Genomic DNA, 18,525 nt, shown 5'->3' on the forward strand with positions numbered 1-18,525 from the left:
TTACGCTACTACAAAATCGTATACTATTGATATTCAAAAATACGACTCCACTAATCAAAACGCTAAAACATTAATTATCAGTAAGATTAATACAATATATTTATCCAAAAAATAAGCGGAGTATTTCAAATACTCACTGTGAAATTATAAAAAAATCAACCCATCTTAATGGTGACTTTTCCATCCGCCAAATGCAATATATACTCCTCCCCAGCCTTTAGATCCTCAACCGAACCAATTAATTTACCTTCTGCATTACTAACAGCCGAAAAGCCCCTAGCTAAAATGGTTCTAGGGTCCAATAAATGCAATTTTTCCGCTATCGCCTCCAAATCTTGATTGGCTCTTTTTAAACGTTGTTGGGCAGAATGTTTCAAGTGTTCTTCTAGCAAATCTATCTTAGTGGATTCCTGGCGTATTCTCTCTAGTGCTATTCTTTTTATATCTGATGCATATTGTACAATAGTAGATTCGAATGTCAACATTTTATGAATCAAATAATCTGCTACAGCAGTAGGTGTTTTTAGTTTTTGATACGCTACTAAATCGGCTAAAGTCTCATCAATGTCATGACCAATTCCCGTTAGAACAGGCAATTCACAAGTAGCTAGTGCCACACATAAGTCATAATCATCAAAGCCCATCAGATCTAATCTTGCACCGCCACCTCGAACAAGTACAATGCAATCAAAATCTGCTTTCCTTGCTTCAATTTTTTCAATTTGTTGCATCACTTCCAAAGGAACATTTACGCCTTGCACCACCGCTTCAAATAATTCATATTGAAATTTATACTGGTGAGGATTGGTATTGATTTGTTGCAAGAAATCTTGTAAACCAGCAGCAGTACTTGAAGAAATCACAGCAATTCTCTGCCAGACTAAAGCCGTTGGCAATTGCGCATTTAATGCTGTAAAATGTTCCGCTTCTAGTTTTTTTTGCGTCTGTAAACGCTTCAATTCTAACTGTCCTATTGTAACAGTAGGATCAATGTCTTGAATTGATAATTTCATTCCAAAATATTCGTGAAACTCAACTTGAACACGGAGCAATACTTGGCGTCCAACTTGAAGAATAGACCATAAAGAGTCTCCTATTTTTCGAATAATTTTGTCTAAAGAACGCCCCCAAATCATAGCTTCTGCACGAGCCGTAATTTTAAAATCACTTCGCTCTACCAATGACAAATAAACATTTCCTTTGCTGTTTCCCACATCTGCAATTTCACAATTAATCCAAATGGTCTCCCGCATATTAAATGCTACCACACGTTTTAGATGTTCGTTCAATTCAAAAAGAGAAAAAGAGGTAATTTTATCTTGCCCAGCCATTTTTGAGTATTTATATAAATTGATTCAGAATAGAATAAACAGGATCATTGTTCACTCAAAATAATTAACTTTCGTCAAATTCAAAGATGAACTTAGAATTATTGATGGCTCTTTTGAATAGGTGTGGATAATGGCTCTGCATACCTGATTTGATGGTTTCAAATGGAAGATCAGCAAAGGTACCGTGATCTGTAATGTATTCCATAAAAGGCTTGCCCTCCTTGTCCGACTTTTGGAAGATGGCATCTTTTTCCCCATCAAAATCTAGTGGTTCTACTCCTAATTTATGGCACAATTCGGTATTAAATACAGGAGTCGTTTTTATCCAGTTGCCCTCTAAATAGACCTCAGCATACCCATGATAAACTAATACATCTGTTTTTAATGTTTCTTCTAATATTTTTGTCCCCAAATGGTTTCGGACATTTCCATAGCCCAACCGACAAGGCACGCCCAAAGAACGCACACAAGCCGCAAACAAGTTAGATTTTTCAATACAATGCCCATAATCCTTCGTCAACAAATAACTAGCTTTTAAAGCATAGGGTTTTAATATAATATGATAAGGAGAATACCTAAAACCATCTCTAATGGCATAATACAAGGCAATGACTTGTTCTTTTTTATCCTCAATTCCAATAACTTGCTGTTGGGCATACGCAACCACATCGGGATGATCGCTATTGGTATAAATTCCTGGTCTTAGATACTCTTCAAATAAATTTTCCATTCTTAACAACTAAAATTTAAGTAGAGGACAAACTTAAAATATAAACATAAGCAATAACAAATCGCTTAATCTAGCATATAAAATGCTTTTATTCCCCTATAAAAGCAAACGGTACTATAAACGTTTAAAAGTAAACATAAAAAAACCATCTTGAACTATTTCAAGATGGTTTTTTTAGAAATTATTGTTTGGCAATTATTTAACAACGTTTGCCTCAATATCATAAATAATCATATCATCAGGAACATTTCCGTAGATATTTAAGCTAGAAGCATAAGCAGGATCAACTTTTGCTTGAGAAGAATCAAATCTAAACTTGATAAATCCCTTTTGTCCTGGTTTGATGGCACCTCTAGACCAATCCAATGGTTCTGTACAAATACATCCCCCTTCTAAATGGAAAATTTTAAAATCATTTTTGCCTGTATTGGTAAATTCAAGCGTATATTCTTCTATTTCTCCAAATTTTACTGGTCCAATTTTCATAATTGGTGCATCAAAGCCCAAAGTTGTTCTAGGTTTATCACCAGGTTTATTTGAGCTAGAACTAGTTGATGCTGCAACCGTGTTAACCTCTAGTTTTTTTTTTCAGGCTCTGTTGTTGTTGCTCCCAACGTACCATTGACAATTTTGAATTCTACACGACGGTTAAGTGCACGTCCTTCTGGATTATCTGAACCATCTGTTTTTTCGTTTTCTGCTGCTGGTTCTGCTTCACCCAAAGCTTTAGGCTGAAGACGATCTTTAGCAACACCTTTACCTACCAAGTAAGCAATGGCAGCAGTAGAACGTTTGTTAGAAAGATTCATATTGTATTGATCAGAACCTTTAGCATCGGTATGACCTCTTACCTCTACTACCATTTCAGGATTTTCATTCAATGTTTTTAACACCATATCTAAGGTATCAGCTGCTCCTTGTCTAATATCTGATTTATTAAACGAGAAATAAACATTGTAGAATACTGGAGGAGGAGTCAAGTACATTTTTTGCAACATTCCCAAATCCTTCTTAGCGATAACTCTGCTATCAGCAATATAACCTTCACGGTTAGCAAAAACTTTATAATCTTTATCACGTGGTATTACAAAAGAAAACTCATTGCTACTTCCACCACTCAATTGCTTAATCTCTTTTCCTGTAGCAGCATCATAAAGAATTACTGTTACGCCTTCTAATGCTTCATTGGTTCTTTTGTTAAATGTTTGAACCATCAAACCAAGTTCCTTGATTTTAACTTCCTTAGACAACTCCATAGGTTTTGTCAAGTCTAAACCAGCTTCTGTTAAAGCTTCTTTAGTTGCATCAGCAGTTTCAGTACTTCCGCCATGACCATCTTTTTTAGCAACAATGTCATACTTTTTACCCATATCTAGCATAAAAGTATAATCATTACCTTCTGTATTGGTTTGCTCGTCAACTACTTTTCCTGTTGCTTTATCAATCAATTGAACAGTAGCGCCAATCATAGGCTCTCCAGTTACCTCATCCATTACGTTAACATTCATCGCAATGTCACAACGCTCAGGCATAATAATAGAGAAGATGTCATCACAACAAGTTTCGCTTTTCAACGAAATCGTACCAGGACGGTTAGACAATACATAAGCGTAACAATCATCGTTACCTACTTTGTTAACAATAAAGCTAAAGTCATCTACATAAGTATTGAACCCAGCACCCATGTTAACGATTTCGCCCATTGTTCCATTGTCAGAACGGTTAGAACGGAAAATATCCCATCCACCATATCCAGGATGTCCATCAGAACTAAAGTATAAGTTTCCATTTCTTTCATCAAAAAATGGTGTTACATCATCTCCTATTGTATTAACAGCTTCTAGGTTTAACGGCTCTTTAGTAGTACCATCTGCATTGATTTCAGCATACCAAATATCCATTCCACCTTTACCGCCTTCCATATTAGAAGTAAACAATAAGTAGTTTTTGTTGTCCCAAGTAGCAAAAGCAGGATCTTGACAAGAATAAGAACTAGAGTTAAAATCCAATAATTTAGGATTGCTAACTTGGCTACCATCGTAATCAGCTACATAAATGCGGCTATTTTCCAACTGGTTACCAATCAATTCTGCACGTACAAAGTAAAATTTAGTTTGATCTTCGTTAAAAGTAGGCTCAACAACGTGCATTCCTTCTTTTTGAAGGGCATCTGCATTAAATTCTGTTGCTGCTTCCCACTCTCCTTTATCATTTGCTTTAGCAGTGTAGATTTTAGCATGCTCATAATCTTCTCCTTCCTCTTTAACAATAATAGTATCTACTCTCAAAGAAGCATAAATAATTTCATTACGACCAATTGGGAAAGCACCTCCCTCAGTAGATGGAGAGTTTACGTTAGGACCAACATTCTCTATAATTAATTCTTCTGTTGGTTCAGCGTTATTTTTAGCCCATTTAGCACCATCAATATGGATTTGAGCCATTTTTTTGTAATAATCTGCCTTTGGCGCATCATTAGGATATTCTTTGATAAAAGCCTCAAATTCAGGAATACAATTATCATAGTCACCTGTCATCTTCATGGTTCTAGCATGTTGATAACGGCTTAAAGGATAATTGGCTTTTTCGTTTAGATCAACTAATTTTTGATACCACTCAGCAGCACTTTTATAATCTCTTAACATTTCATGTGTAGAGGCGATTTTATAAATAGCTGCACCATCTTTGTTGTTATGAGAATAGGCATTCATGTACCATTCTAAAGCGGTGTAGGTATTTTTTTTATTGAACTCTTCATCACCTATTTTTTCCTTGGTATCCTTAGATAGGTTATTACTTACGGGTTGTGCATAAGCCGAATGCCCAATAAATAAGAATGTAATAAGGATTAATATATTATTCAGTTTCATTATCCGAAATAAGTTTAGATTAAGTTGTGGATTACTATACTATATTTAGAAGCTGCTTCTTTAGCTTCTTATAATAAAACAAGATTAGAAATTCACAGTAGCAAATTTCTAATCTCAAATTGGAGTTATATTAAAAACGAGGACAAATCAAGACATCGTCAATAACAGGAACTTTATAAATTTTAGCAACATACGAAAGTGCTACTTCAAAGGCCATTCCTCTGTTGTTATTGTTGAATAATTTATAATTTAATCCTTGAGCGTGTGTATTTATATCATAAGCAAATCCAAATTTTAATCCTTTAATGTCTAGTCCTATACGAGCAATAGCGTCACCACTTACACGATAACCACCACCCAAGTACAAGGTAATATCTTGCATGTCATTGAAATGAATTCCCAACAACAATTGACCATTCAAGTCAAATGCACTTAAACCTTCTCCTTGTCCAGTTGTATTTAATGTATTTTGGAAGAAGAACAACGGTCTTAAGAACAAGTTACCTTTTTGAGTCAATGCAATTTTCATCGCCAAGTTGGCAATAATTGTCATTGGCAATTTAGCCTCATCAGCCTCGTTTTGGTCTGGAGTTTTAAAGCTATAGTTCGGGTTGGTGAAATGGTTTAAGGAAGCAGCTGCTTCCAATCCAAATCTTCTACCTCTATGGCTTACCATCAAACCTCCTGAGAAATCAGGCAACGTTTTAGATACATTTCCACCAACATACAACGGATCTGTTGTTGGTGCATTATTATTAAGCAACTGATCTTCGAAGGTGTAATCACCAGAGATTCTGCGCTGTAAAATACCACCTTGCACGCCTAAAGAGACAATTGTATTGCCTTTTTGCCCAAGTCCTAAATGATAAGCCAAGGACAAGCTAGCTGCTAAGTTTGATACATTACCAACTGCATCATAATAAAATGAGACCCCAACGCCAGCCCAACTTTTCATATTTTTGCTCTTGTCTTTGGGAGGAATACCAAAAGGGACATCAATATAAGCAGATGGTGTTTGAAAACCAGAAAAGCTTTGAGAACTATTATTAAGAGAAGGAGGAGTAGAAACTGACAAACCAGCCCACTGTGTCCTGTAGATACCTCCAACTCTAAAAGTACCTGCATAATACCCTGTATAAACAGGATTTAACTCAAGTGGAGCCATGTCAAACATTGTATAATGTATGTCTTGGGCCTGACTACTGGATGTACAAAAACCTACTATAAAAAGCAGGCATACACTCTTTAAAATTTTCATCGTCTAAGAGGAGTTTTTAAGTACGAATACCGTAATTTAATTCAATAATAAGATTTATACCGCTATAAATAACTTTGGGTAAATATACAGTTTTTATTTACAGAAAGTAAGCAAACGTCTGTTTTAGTTGTTAACTTTTAACAAAAAATCATTAAATAGCTACTTTATTGGCTTTTCAAAACTACATTTCGTCAAATCCCCAAAGAGTTATTGTTGATTTCCTCTGTTAAAACAACCTTAACATTTTATTAAACGCTAATGTATGCTTTTTCAAAATATTTTCCCCATTTCATCGCAATTAATTCTCTTTAAACCAATATATAGCTCTATCTTATTGAAATAAGGAGCAAAGTTGCTTTTTTTTACTCCTCCTACAAAATGTTTTCTAAATGTTAAAGTTTGTCCTTTGCCCTTTAAAATAAAAAAATATCTTTGCTTAAAAAATTAAACAATTTGAAGATCTACCGACCTTAACACATACACATAAAATGTCTGCATATACTACTTTATTGTATTTACTTTTATTTGCTCTAATGTCCGCTTGTTCAAGCAATAACGAATCCAGCATTAACCACAAAAAGATTACCCTCTCTCCTTGCCCTCCATTAGACTCCAACATCCTCTATTCTGATGTCCGTTTACAAAACTATACTTATACAAGAAGTAAGATGATGTTTATGCCCCAAAACCTACGTTTGGGGGGAATGACTCCATTTTCCCAAAACAGAACCACTTCCACCACTAAAAAAGGAAACCATCTGCACCTATGTATAGATGGTATTCAGCACCATATTAGCAATGAAAATATATTTGATTATCCTCTCGAAAATGGAAGATACAAATTAGTCGCCTTTATTGCTCGCTCTTTTTATGAATCCATCAAAGAACCTGCTGCTATTTTAGCAAAAGAAATCACCGTTCAAAATGGAGAATTAATTGCTAGCAAAAACCTGCAAAATGTAGACCTTGTCTATAACGCCCCCCTCGGAACTTACCAAGAAGAAGAGGCTCAACAATTGCTGCTCGATTTTGTGCTTGTTGGCACCACTATCAACGAAGGAGGAAATACTGTAAAAATTACAATTGATCAAGAAACGACCTTTACAGTTGATCGCTGGCAGGCTTATTTTATAGAAGGATTGACCGTAGGAAAACACCACATCCAATTAGAGTTATTGGACGCAACAGGAAAACAAATTGCAGCCCCAACCCATCAAGACTTTGTCATTGTTGCAGCAGCTCCTGCTAATTAAATACTAAATACACTATTTTTTACTCTACACGATGGTTTTTAAAATTTAACAAAATGGGCTTTTTCTAGCCCTATCTTAGACCTTAGATCCCAATTAAGTTGTAATTGGGATCTAATAAGGGCAAAGCGATCTAAAAATAGATAAAAGCTAACCCAATTCTAATTTTCACAAAAATCATCTAGTAGAGAAACTATTTTTATTCCTTTTATAAACAAAGAATTGTAAAAAAACAGCAACATATAAAAGAATTTCCAATTCTAAGCAACTTCTAAATAGGTTCTGCGTTCTTGTAAGAAAGATTTATCATTTTGGTTCAAATCCCCCATTTACTTATAACTCAAACTTGTATTATGAGGACACTTACATCTATCTTATTTTTCTCCTGTTTATTTCTGTCCCTAACTTCAAAAGCCGCTCCCATAAAAGATGCCGCTGAATTTTTTAACCATGCAGATGATTTTTTTAAAAACTATGCCATCAATGGAAATATAAAGTATGCCAACCTTAAGCAAGACCCTTCTAATTTGCAGCCACTCATTGATTTCATTGGGCTAACCCCTGTCAAATCAATTGATGTTTATCGACGAAAGGCTTATTTAATCAATTGTTACAATCTTGTTGTTATCAAGGCTGTTCTAGACAATTACCCCATCAAAAAAGTAAAGGATACCAATAAATTTTTCAAAAAAGATAAGCATAAAATTGGCAACGAGATGATTACCCTAGATCACTTAGAGTACAAAATCATCTTTAAAGAATATAAAGATCCTCGCTTGCACTTTGTTTTAGTTTGCGCCGCAAAGGGTTGTCCTCCAATTCCTTCTTTTGCCTATACTCCAGGTGATTTAAATTATCAGATTAATAAACAGTGCCAACTGGCATTGGACAATCCTAATTTTTTATATTTGGAAGATAAAGATGGTATTGTTAAGCTTTCTCCTATCTTTAAATGGTATAAGAATGATTTTTTTCCTTCTATCATTGATTTTATTAATGCACATCGCAGCCAAAAACTACCTTCCAGCTATACGTTAGATTATTATGAATACGACTGGAATTTAAATGCTTGGGAAGAGCTTTAGTCCTCCCACAAAACAATAAGCCCATGAAATTTTTTCTTTTTATTGCGCTATTCAGCCTATTGTTGCACCTATATGGTTGTCAGAATGCAACTGATAACCAAACAACCGTCAGTACCCCAACTCCCCCTGCCCCTATGCCTGTCGCTCACCAAGTAAATGGTATTGCCAAACCAGATAGTGTCATTCCCCCTCTAAAAGAAAAAAACACTTCGACTCCTACGAATCCCTCGACCACTATCCCTGCTGCTTCATCCCACTTTTACCAGTGGTTAGATGAATATCCTAAAGAACTAGCGCTAAGTCGTCAAATTTCAACACCTTCAGGATACCAACGAATTTCCTTAGACCAAAATTCATTTGGAACTTGGTTAAGAGGACTCCCTTTATTACCAAAAAGTAGTAAAGTAATGCTCTACAATGGTAATACAAAAGCTTACCAAGCAGGAGCTCATCGAGTACTTAATATAGATATTGGAAAACGTGACTTACAACAATGTGCAGATGCTGTTATGCGATTAAAGGCAGAATACCACTATAGTCAACAAGATTATGAAGCTATCCATTTTAATTATACCAGTGGTCACACCATTCGTTTTTCGGATTGGAGCAAAGGAAAAAAGCCTAAAATAAAAGGCAATAAAGTAAGTTTTAGTAGCCCTTCTGGAAGTGTCAATTCTTCTTATGCTAACTTTAAGAAATATCTAACCAATGTTTATTCTTATGCTGGTACAGCCTCCTTGTCCAAAGAGTTGCGATCTAAACCCGTCAAAGACATTATGCCAGGGGATGTTTTTATTTGGGGTGGTTTCCCTGGACATGCTATCTTAGTTATGGATGTTGCCAAGCACCCAAAAACAGGCAAAAAAATATTTTTAGTTGCTCAAAGTTATATGCCTGCTCAAAGTATTCACATTCTCAAAAACTTAAACGATCAAAGTCTATCCCCTTGGTATTCGGAAGATTTTGGAGAACAACTAAATACGCCTGAATGGACTTTTGATCGAAATAGCTTAAAACAATTCTAGTTATTCTATGTGTACCTTTTTGCTAATTACTCCTTCTTGGTTGACTAGGCGAAGTAAATAAATCCCTTTCGGTAAGTGCTTTAAATTAACCGTCATTTCCTTAAGAAAGCTATGCGTTTCTATTAATTGACCAGAAATCGTGTACAACAACATACGGGTCTCTTCACTACTTTCCAACCGAATATTGAGCCAGCTTTTTGTCGGATTAGGAAATAATTGCACGCCTTTTAACACCTTGGTTGGTAGCGTAACAAGGCTATTTACCGTCCAATTATTGGTACTAGGCGTCGTTGCCTCTGATTGGGTTACCGATTGATTAGCGCTATTTTGCAACATAGCAAAGGCAAATATTCGACTAAAATCCCAAGCTGCATTTGCATAGGCGTTGTATTCATACACTAGAGAATCTCCAAGGGTGGTTGGTAAGGTCACTGCTCCCAAATCTAACTGCGCTCTAAACACATCATAATGCGTTCCTTCTCCATTAGGGGCATTGTAAAATACAGTATCTTCTGCCAAGCCAACCCACAATTGCTGTGCTCCCAAATTATGATTTGCCACTGTTTTTACAATTACTCGCAGCTTCAAGGAGTCATTTCCATATTTTTGTTGTTGTAACTGAATGCTAATGGGACTAGTCTGCCCCTGAAAAGGGGTAAAAATAGAGGCTTGGCTATAATCATTAGATGAAGGAATACTAAATCCGTTCATCACTAATGTTGGCGTACTATTTACAGTATAATACGATCTTCTAGCATCACTTGGACCAGAATTTTGTTGATACAACAGACATTGTGTATAGGGAGCGCTAGAATGAATGGACAAATGCAAGACATTTGTTTGGTTGCTCAAATTAGTGTAAAAACCTGGATTTCGACTAGCACAAGGTGGACAAAGGGTATTGGTAAAATGTTCTACCAAAATTTTTCTAGGCACCTGTGCTTCCAAGCTAAAATAAGCCAAAAAGAGCATAGAGCAAGCGAGTATTTTTTTCATATCTTTTTATTTATTGTCAAAATAGCATTTCTCATTATGCTACAACCCCACTCTAGTAAAAAGGTTGCTGAAAGTTGGTTAAGATTCATTTTTTTTAGCCTACAATTCCTTAACTTGACGCAATATTGACATTCCAATTCATCTCATTTCGAAAGACACTAAATTTAGAACAATATGAACCAAAAACTGTCATTAATCCAACGGGCACAACAATGGAAGACTCGAACGGCAATTGTTTCCAACCAACAGGCTTATAACTATCAACAACTATTGGATAGCTCGGCACTTGTAGCAAGCCATCTACTAGGAGATCAAACCGATTTGGCAGAAGCAAGAGTTGCCTTTTTAGTTGCTCCTAGTTTTGAATATACTGCCATTCAATGGGGAATTTGGAGAGCAGGCGGAATTGCGGTTCCACTGTGTGTATTGCATCCGCTTCCTTCTTTACAATATGTTATCGAAAATACTCGATCCAGTATTCTTATTGTCGATGAATCACAGTATCAACTGCTTGCTCCATTAGCAAAACAGTTAGGTATCCAGTTGTTTAAAACAAACGATTTATTGGATTCCATTAAGCTTCGCCCTTTACCCTCTATAGCGGAAAATCGCCGAGCAATGATCCTTTATACCAGTGGAACAACTAGCCTTCCTAAAGGAGTTGTTACCACTCATGCCAATATTAATTTTCAAATCCAAACACTCGTCACAGCTTGGGAGTGGCAAAAAGAAGACCACATTCTTAATATACTTCCGCTCCATCATGTTCATGGCATTATTAATATCATGAGTTGTGCGCTTTGGGTAGGCGCTTGTTGTGAATTCTTACCAAAGTTTGATGCAGCCAAGGTTTGGGGCTTGTTTACAGAAGGCAAGATCAACCTATTTATGGCCGTACCGACCATTTATTTTAAATTGATTGCGCATTGGGAAAAAGCCACTCTTACCCAACAACAACAATACAGTCAAGCCCTTCAACAATTCAGATTGATGGTATCGGGCTCTGCTGCACTTCCTGTCCCCATTTTAGAAAAATGGCGTAACATCAGCAGCCATACTTTGTTAGAACGTTATGGAATGACAGAAATAGGAATGGGCATTTCTAATTCTTATCGAGGAGAACGACGTGCAGGACACATTGGGCAAGCCCTGCCAGGCATACAAATTCGCCTAGTTAATGAGCAAGGGCTTGTTCATGCTGAAAATATTGCAGGAGAAATTCAAATCAAAGGCCCCAATGTTTTTAAAGAGTATTGGGAAAAACCAACCGCTACTCAAAAAGCATTTACCCCTGATGGTTGGTTTTTAAGTGGTGATATTGCGATGCTAAACAATGGTTATTATAAAATTTTGGGGCGAGACTCTGTTGATATTATCAAATCTGGTGGTTATAAAATTTCAGCCTTAGAAATTGAAGATGTACTTCGTCTGCATCCTGCCATTAGCGATTGTGCCATCGTAGGCATTCCCAACGAAGAATGGGGCGAAGTTGTTGCTGCCTGCCTTATTCCTATTGGTAAGACCAATATTAAACTTCCCGCCCTTCAAACATGGCTCAAAGAACGATTGCCTGCCTACAAAATACCTCGTCAGTTTATCCTCCAAAATGAGTTGCCTAGAAATGTACTGGGAAAAGTAACTAAAAATGAATTAAAGAAGTTGTTTTAGTAAACTAACTACATTATCATTTTATTGAAATACTTTTATAAGTAGTGATTATGACCATAAAAAATCTTGGGCTATTTAGCTAAAATTTCAACTACCCTGTTACTTTTTGAGAACTTAATTTTAAATATGCCTTTCATATCATTGAAGTGATTAATTTTTGATCTAAAAAAATAATTTGTTTCCTACATTCTCTATTCTAATTTATCGGTTTAAAATAATGCTCCACTCATAAATTATATTGTTCCGTTCAATGAACAACACAATCTATACATTCTTCTCCTTTTTTCTTATTAAAAGAAAACTTATGTTTGCAAAAACATACAAAACTCAATATCATGTTAAAAATATTTTTTTTAGGTTTATTATTATTTAGTTGTCGTTCTATTTCTTGGGCTCAATCTGCGAGTCACTTCGACGGTATAGATGACAAAGCTACTGTTTACCATCACAGTGATTTCGATTTAAACAAGCATAATTTTACTATAGAAGTAACAATTCGAAATGTTCCTATAGATAAAACTATACGAACTATAATTTCAAAAAGAAATAGTAGCACTAACGGTTTCGCTCTCATTATTAATACCAAAGAGAATATCGAATTAATTGCAGAAATTGGAACAAAAAGCTATAAAATTGATGCTACCGTTCTTAAAGAACCTGGTTGTCACTCTATTGCACTTAGACGAATGGAAGAAGAAGTCACTTTATTCATAGATGACAAAGCATATTCTAGAGGCCCTAATCTTACAAATATTAATACTAAAGAAAATCTAATTATTGGAGCTGATGGCGCAAATATCCATACTCCTTTTAAAGGTTATATAGAAGAAATTCGTTTTTGGGAGGTTGCTAGAACCAATCAAAATATTTTTGATTGGAATCAAAAGTGCCTCCCCAAAAATTCCTATGGCTTATTAGCACATTGGGATATCAATGAAACTAGTGGTCAATTTTTTCATGACATTGCTCTAGTTCAACACCATGCTTATTTAGGAAATAGTTTAAACAATGACCATCAAGATCCAAAATGGACTAGCAATAAATGTATTATAGAATGTTGTGGTTCTAATGCTAATTTCTTGACAACAACATCTACCCCCTTAGCCTCTCAATGGGTTAAATTTACCAATACCTCAATAAATGCTGTTAGTTATGAGTGGAGTTTAGATAATCAAATTCTTAGCACTAACCAACATTGGCAACATTCATTTGGAAAAGGCGTATTTATCATTCGACTTAAAGCAACCAATGAAAACGGCTGTTCAGCTTATCATAGTGAAGTAATTGAGGTAAACAACTCTAATTTTTCTTATTGTGGGGAAGAAAAAATCGCCTCTGATGCAGTACAAGCACTAGAAGATTTTGAAAATACAATTCCACTCCCTAATCCCCTACCTACCTTAAAAATGTATGATAGGTTTGGTAATCGTTACCTCCCTAAGGAAGTAACTATCCCTGAGCCCCTAGAGTCTATCGGTAGCACCCCAAATTCCTGTAGTTGTGGAATTTTTGAACTTCATTTTGAGGATATGATTCACAATAGGGATTATGGTTTTGATGATCCAACTTTAGGAGCTGACAGACGTGCGGTTACATGTAGAGTTTTTGAAGACTTAAGCCTATTGGTTAATCCAACAGGTACACTTTCCTCTAATTTAGTTCAAATCCAAGTAAAAAAATCTGATGGAAGAGCTCCCTTAGAAAACACTTCTGTCAATAAGATAGATCAAGGTGTTCTGGCTGTGGCTAGTCCTTATATAATTACTAGTTATAACAATGGTACTATAGATGGGTTAGTTCACAAAACCATTAGATCTGGCACCAATGCTATTGCTAATACTCCAGGATGGAACCCTAATTCTTATCATGGGTCTTTTCGTGTAGATTTCGAGCTACCTAATTTTTTCTTAAATAATACCAATTGGACTAACACAACACCAATTAACCAAACAGACTTATATTCAACAATATTACATGAGTCCTTGCACCTTCTAGGTTTTTATTCATTGATTGATGTTAATACTAATTCAAGCAAATTAAATGGATCTCAGTTATATAATAGATTTGATACTTATTTACAAAATGCTGCAGGAACTCCTTATATCAACTCAACAACAGGCATATTAAATCCCGCTAGTGCCTTCCTTGGTACAGCGAATTGTACTGCTGATGTAAAGTTTAATAGTACTACTAACCCAAATCAAGATATATATCTACCTTCTTCTTGGAACTTTTCAATTTTAAGTCATTTTAATTGTTCGGTAACCAATGGTCAAGGGTGTGCTTCTAATAATGGTTATATAATGAACGCTTGTCTCCCCCCAGGAGAAATGCAACGTGCACCTAATCAACAAGAATTTAATACTTTATGTGATATTGGTTATCAATTAGGGACGAGTTATGGTAATTCAGCTGTGGGAACTCCAGCCAATAATGTTCCTTACCAAACTTACGCAAGTTGTAGTTCTCCATGCCCTGTTTCAGGAATTGATGATGACCTAAGAACTACTATTGTTGTACCAAATGGAGGAACCGTTACAATCAATGCTAGTGACTTTTTGACAAATGATGGTAATCCAGGAGGCTCTTATAATCTCACTACTCTTCTAACGAGTTTTGGAACAATTAGTAATGCAACTACAACAGAGTTTAGCTTTACAGCAGATCCCACTTTCTGGGGTACAGCAATCATCCAATACACACCAATCTGCCTCAATGGAAACAGCGGATCTAATGCTTTAATATTCATAACAGTATCCCCTCCTCCTTTTCCTGCCTGTAATTTATCTACCAGTAGTTGCAATTTACTTTGTTTTGGTGATTTCGAAACTATAACAGGAGATGCGACAGGTCATACAGTTGGCATTTTTGATGACTTTAAGACAACCTATGAAAATTCAGGAATTCCTACTTTTGGTAGTGCGACAGTTGTTGCGACAACTGAATTAGTGCGTTTTAATACAACGACTCAATCACCTAATTGGTCTATGCTTAATCAAAATTTATACGGATGTACAGGCAACTTTGTTGCTAATCCTCCACTTCCGTTCCCCATTGGCTTTCCTAATAAAAATAGCTATATAGGAATGATTAGTCTCAGCTCTACAATTCAAAACTACGACCACATATATCTCCCTCTAGCAGCACCTCTAGACATTTCAACAACAGGAACGGATAATTATAGACTTACCTTTTGGGCCTTCACACCCTGTATTGATGTGGATTTTCGAATGGCATTAAGTGATGCCCCACCATGTATTAATGGAGTAAATAACCTCTACGATCCTATTAATGCCCCCTATTTGCCTACATCTCTAAGCAATTGTCCATTATACTTTGACGGAAGAAATACAACCTGTTCAAGCTACACTCCTGCTTTAAACAAAGGTATTACCATTAATAATCCTCCCGACACTACAGGAGCATACTCTTGGAAACAATACACCTTAGACTTCCATGTAAACACTCCTAATATTCAACATGTTATCTTTCACCCTGCTTTTGGATCCGGATTTCGTCCTCCAGGAACGCCAACCTCCTGTTATTCTAAATATATATTATTAGATGAGATGACCATAGAAAAAATTACCCAACCGCAACTAACCGTTACTTCTACAGTTGTTGGCACACCTTGCCCAGGCAACAAAGTAGTTATAGAATATGATATTTGTTCTGATGTTCCTGTATCAGGGCTTGATTTAGAGGTTCAATTACCTCTAGGAAGTGGTTTATTATACGCCAATACTCAAGATTTTGTAAATGGTCAAATTACAGGTTTGAATTTGGGAACTGGTGGGAATCCGCTTTGTACTTTATTACAAATAGAAATAGAAATTCCTATTGGAGCAAGTACCCCCAGTACTCAAGCTGTTTTTATGGATATTTCAGGCAGTTCTGCTTGTACCAATACAGCTTCTAACCTAACTACAGACATTGATATTGTTGCAGGAAGTACAATGTCTATTGCTATTATTCCGTCAACAGCGGCACCGCTTACTATCGGAAATAGTTTCTTTGTAGATATTACCATCCAAAACAATGGCTCTTATGATGTTCAAAATGTAATAGTTGATCTACTCTCTGGTCCTCTTTCCGCAGGACTCTCGCATACTTTTACCCCTACGAATGTTGGAACAATTCTAGCTGGCGACCAATACACCATTAGCAATGTTCAAATTGATGTCCTAGGTCCTTGTGGAGATGCTCAGGTCTGTGCTGAAGTTTCTTCTGCCGATGGAGCTACCTGTAACCTTCCTGATGGATGTAGTCCTTTGTTAAGTATACTAGGTGTTGGCACTATTGGATTTCCTATTGAAACTGAAAATCCCACTCATACGAACCCTGCTCTTTTCACAGCAACTGCAATTAGCAATAATGATGAAATTTATAGTGTTGGGCTTTTTAGTAATGATATCCATTTCATAGAAGGGGCAAATGTAGATACTTTAATAAAAAGCCATACCTGCACTAGTCTTCTTAGTCCTTTCTTAGTCAAATATAGTGCTTGTGGTTTTGAATGGGCTATAGAAATCCCAAGTTGTAACTTAATAGATCTCAAAACAGGTCCGGACGTAGAAGTTGGATTCAATGGAGATATTTATGTTTCATTTTCTTTTATAGGCTCTTTTATAATCAATGGAATAACATACATTAGCCAAGGTGGTGCAGATATAGCCATCATTAAATATGATGCTACAGGAACCCCTATCTGGGTTAAAGTAGAAGGAGGAATAGGCGAAGACTGGGTTACTGATATTGAAACCTATTACAATGGTACTAATGAAGAGGTTTTTATCATTGGGTCACTATTTGGTTCCTCATCAAATGCAGTTACATTTACAACTATCCCCAATACCGTTATTAATTACAACAATCTAGGAAATTTTTGTTTTTCTTGCAATGCTCCTGGGGGAATAACCTATATTGCAGCGTATATTGATAATGGAGCATCTATTTCTACAAATTGGGTCAATTCTCTGAATAATATAGCAACATTCTCTGGAAAATTAGCTATTGATATCACAGGAAATGTATACGCTATAGGAAGCACCAATACTAGCTTTAATTTTAATGGCACTGTAGTTGGTTCCACCTCTACCTCTTTAAATGATGGAATGCCTTCTTTTTCTAATAATGACATAGACATTTTTGTTTTAAAATATAGTAATAATGGGAATGAAATATGGGCAGAAGTATATGGTAGTCGCAGTATAGATATTGGATATTTAGAAGCTTCTAGTTTTGAGTTTGACATCGAATGTGAAGGTAACACCCATTTAGGTATCCTATTACCTAGTACAGCACAACCACTGTTTTCAACAACTCAGCCATATATGCATAACTTTGGCACACATCTACTAAGAATCAATGCTCTAGATGGTAGTTTGAGTTGGGTTCAACCTATAGCAACACCAACATCATCTCCTAACCCCAATATAATAGGTAACTATACATACCGTTGCAACTTAAGCATTAGTAATTCTTCCTATTTAGTCAATGGTAGTTTTTTATTAGGAAACCCATCTGCAGTATCTCCTCTTTATTTTCCTAGCATTACCTTTCATGGTACAACTATTAATTATACAGCAATGAGTGCCTATCCAACTTTTGATAGATATCAAGGAGCTTTTACTCTCAATTTTGATAATACAGGAAATCTACAATGGCTTAATACAAATACTTCTATTATTCCTCTTTCACCTCCATCAGATATACATTCTATTTTTAGCAATTTAGATATAGAAACAGATAACTCTGGTAATATATATGCTCCTTTCTACCTTAGAGGCACAACATCTCTAGGCAGTAATAATTTAACAGGAGGTATTAATGGAAATCAAGATGTTGTAGATGGTTTTATATCTAAAATCAACCCAGTAACAGGAGCTTATTTACGTCCTATGACTGTTAACAATTCTCTAGATTCTGATATTACATTAGAACCTAATAGTTACAATTTATTAGCAACAAATCCAATTCCTAACAATACAATTTCTACCAAACTCACCCCTAATCCAACAACAGGAAAAGTAATTTTAGAAATCACAAGCAGTTCACAAAAAAATGAAATAGATCAGATTGAAATTTACGATATAACAGGACGCAAAGTTCAAGCAATAAATAACAACAATCAAAACACCTTTGAATTAAATTTAAATCAACAACAATCTGGAATTTATATCCTCAAAATGATGATTAATCAAGAATACATTACCAAACGAGTTATTTTAATGAAATAACAACAATTCTTTTTTTTAATCGAAAAATAGTAGCCTTTAAGCGATTTTTGCTTAAAGGTTTTTTTTGTCCTTT

Annotated in this window: 11 protein-coding genes; 5 read left to right on the plus strand and 6 right to left on the minus strand. The window is 35.6% G+C overall.

Annotated features, from left to right (window positions below):
* Positions 1-155 precede the first annotated feature (155 nt).
* The 5 genes from xseA to AsAng_RS11275 all read right to left on the minus strand — a co-directional run bounded on the left by xseA (position 156) and on the right by AsAng_RS11275 (position 6,189).
* Complete coding sequence (gene xseA, locus AsAng_RS11255; protein ID WP_264792882.1) at positions 156-1,331, minus strand: exodeoxyribonuclease VII large subunit; 1,176 nt, start codon at positions 1,329-1,331, stop codon at positions 156-158.
* A 64-nt stretch (positions 1,332-1,395) separates the two neighbouring features.
* Positions 1,396-2,061, minus strand: coding sequence for a transglutaminase-like domain-containing protein (locus AsAng_RS11260; protein ID WP_264792883.1), 666 nt, complete (start codon positions 2,059-2,061; stop codon positions 1,396-1,398).
* A 195-nt stretch (positions 2,062-2,256) separates the two neighbouring features.
* Complete coding sequence (locus tag AsAng_RS11265; RefSeq protein ID WP_264792884.1) at positions 2,257-2,568, minus strand: DUF1573 domain-containing protein; 312 nt, start codon at positions 2,566-2,568, stop codon at positions 2,257-2,259.
* Between the two features lie 68 nt (positions 2,569-2,636).
* The gene (locus tag AsAng_RS11270) at positions 2,637-4,931 is read right to left on the minus strand and encodes an OmpA family protein (protein WP_264792885.1); all 2,295 of its coding nucleotides are present in this window, start codon (positions 4,929-4,931) and stop codon (positions 2,637-2,639) included.
* 130 nt (positions 4,932-5,061) lie between these two features.
* The gene (locus tag AsAng_RS11275) at positions 5,062-6,189 is read right to left on the minus strand and encodes a PorP/SprF family type IX secretion system membrane protein (RefSeq protein ID WP_264792886.1); all 1,128 of its coding nucleotides are present in this window, start codon (positions 6,187-6,189) and stop codon (positions 5,062-5,064) included.
* Positions 6,190-6,677: 488 nt separating this feature from the next.
* On the opposite strand from AsAng_RS11275, the gene AsAng_RS11280 reads away from it, so the two are divergent.
* From AsAng_RS11280 to AsAng_RS11290, 3 genes are all read left to right on the plus strand, one after another.
* Positions 6,678-7,442 (plus strand): hypothetical protein, encoded by a 765-nt coding sequence (locus AsAng_RS11280; RefSeq protein ID WP_264792887.1) that lies wholly within the window; start codon positions 6,678-6,680, stop codon positions 7,440-7,442.
* Between the two features lie 350 nt (positions 7,443-7,792).
* Positions 7,793-8,524, plus strand: a complete 732-nt coding sequence (locus AsAng_RS11285; RefSeq protein WP_264792888.1) for a DUF547 domain-containing protein — start codon at positions 7,793-7,795, stop codon at positions 8,522-8,524.
* Positions 8,525-8,547: 23 nt separating this feature from the next.
* Complete coding sequence (locus AsAng_RS11290) at positions 8,548-9,549, plus strand: DUF4846 domain-containing protein (protein ID WP_264792889.1); 1,002 nt, start codon at positions 8,548-8,550, stop codon at positions 9,547-9,549.
* On the opposite strand, the gene AsAng_RS11295 is transcribed toward AsAng_RS11290, so the two are convergent.
* Positions 9,550-10,545: a T9SS type A sorting domain-containing protein gene (locus tag AsAng_RS11295; protein ID WP_264792890.1), complete on the minus strand. Its 996-nt coding sequence runs from the start codon at positions 10,543-10,545 to the stop codon at positions 9,550-9,552.
* Between the two features lie 174 nt (positions 10,546-10,719).
* On the opposite strand from AsAng_RS11295, the gene AsAng_RS11300 reads away from it, so the two are divergent.
* The gene (locus AsAng_RS11300; RefSeq protein ID WP_264792891.1) at positions 10,720-12,213 is read left to right on the plus strand and encodes an acyl-CoA synthetase; all 1,494 of its coding nucleotides are present in this window, start codon (positions 10,720-10,722) and stop codon (positions 12,211-12,213) included.
* A 335-nt stretch (positions 12,214-12,548) separates the two neighbouring features.
* Positions 12,549-18,452: a T9SS type A sorting domain-containing protein gene (locus tag AsAng_RS11305; protein ID WP_264792892.1), complete on the plus strand. Its 5,904-nt coding sequence runs from the start codon at positions 12,549-12,551 to the stop codon at positions 18,450-18,452.
* The last annotated feature ends 73 nt before the right edge of the window (positions 18,453-18,525 follow it).

This window comes from Aureispira anguillae (assembly GCF_026000115.1).
Classification (GTDB): domain Bacteria; phylum Bacteroidota; class Bacteroidia; order Chitinophagales; family Saprospiraceae; genus Aureispira; species Aureispira anguillae.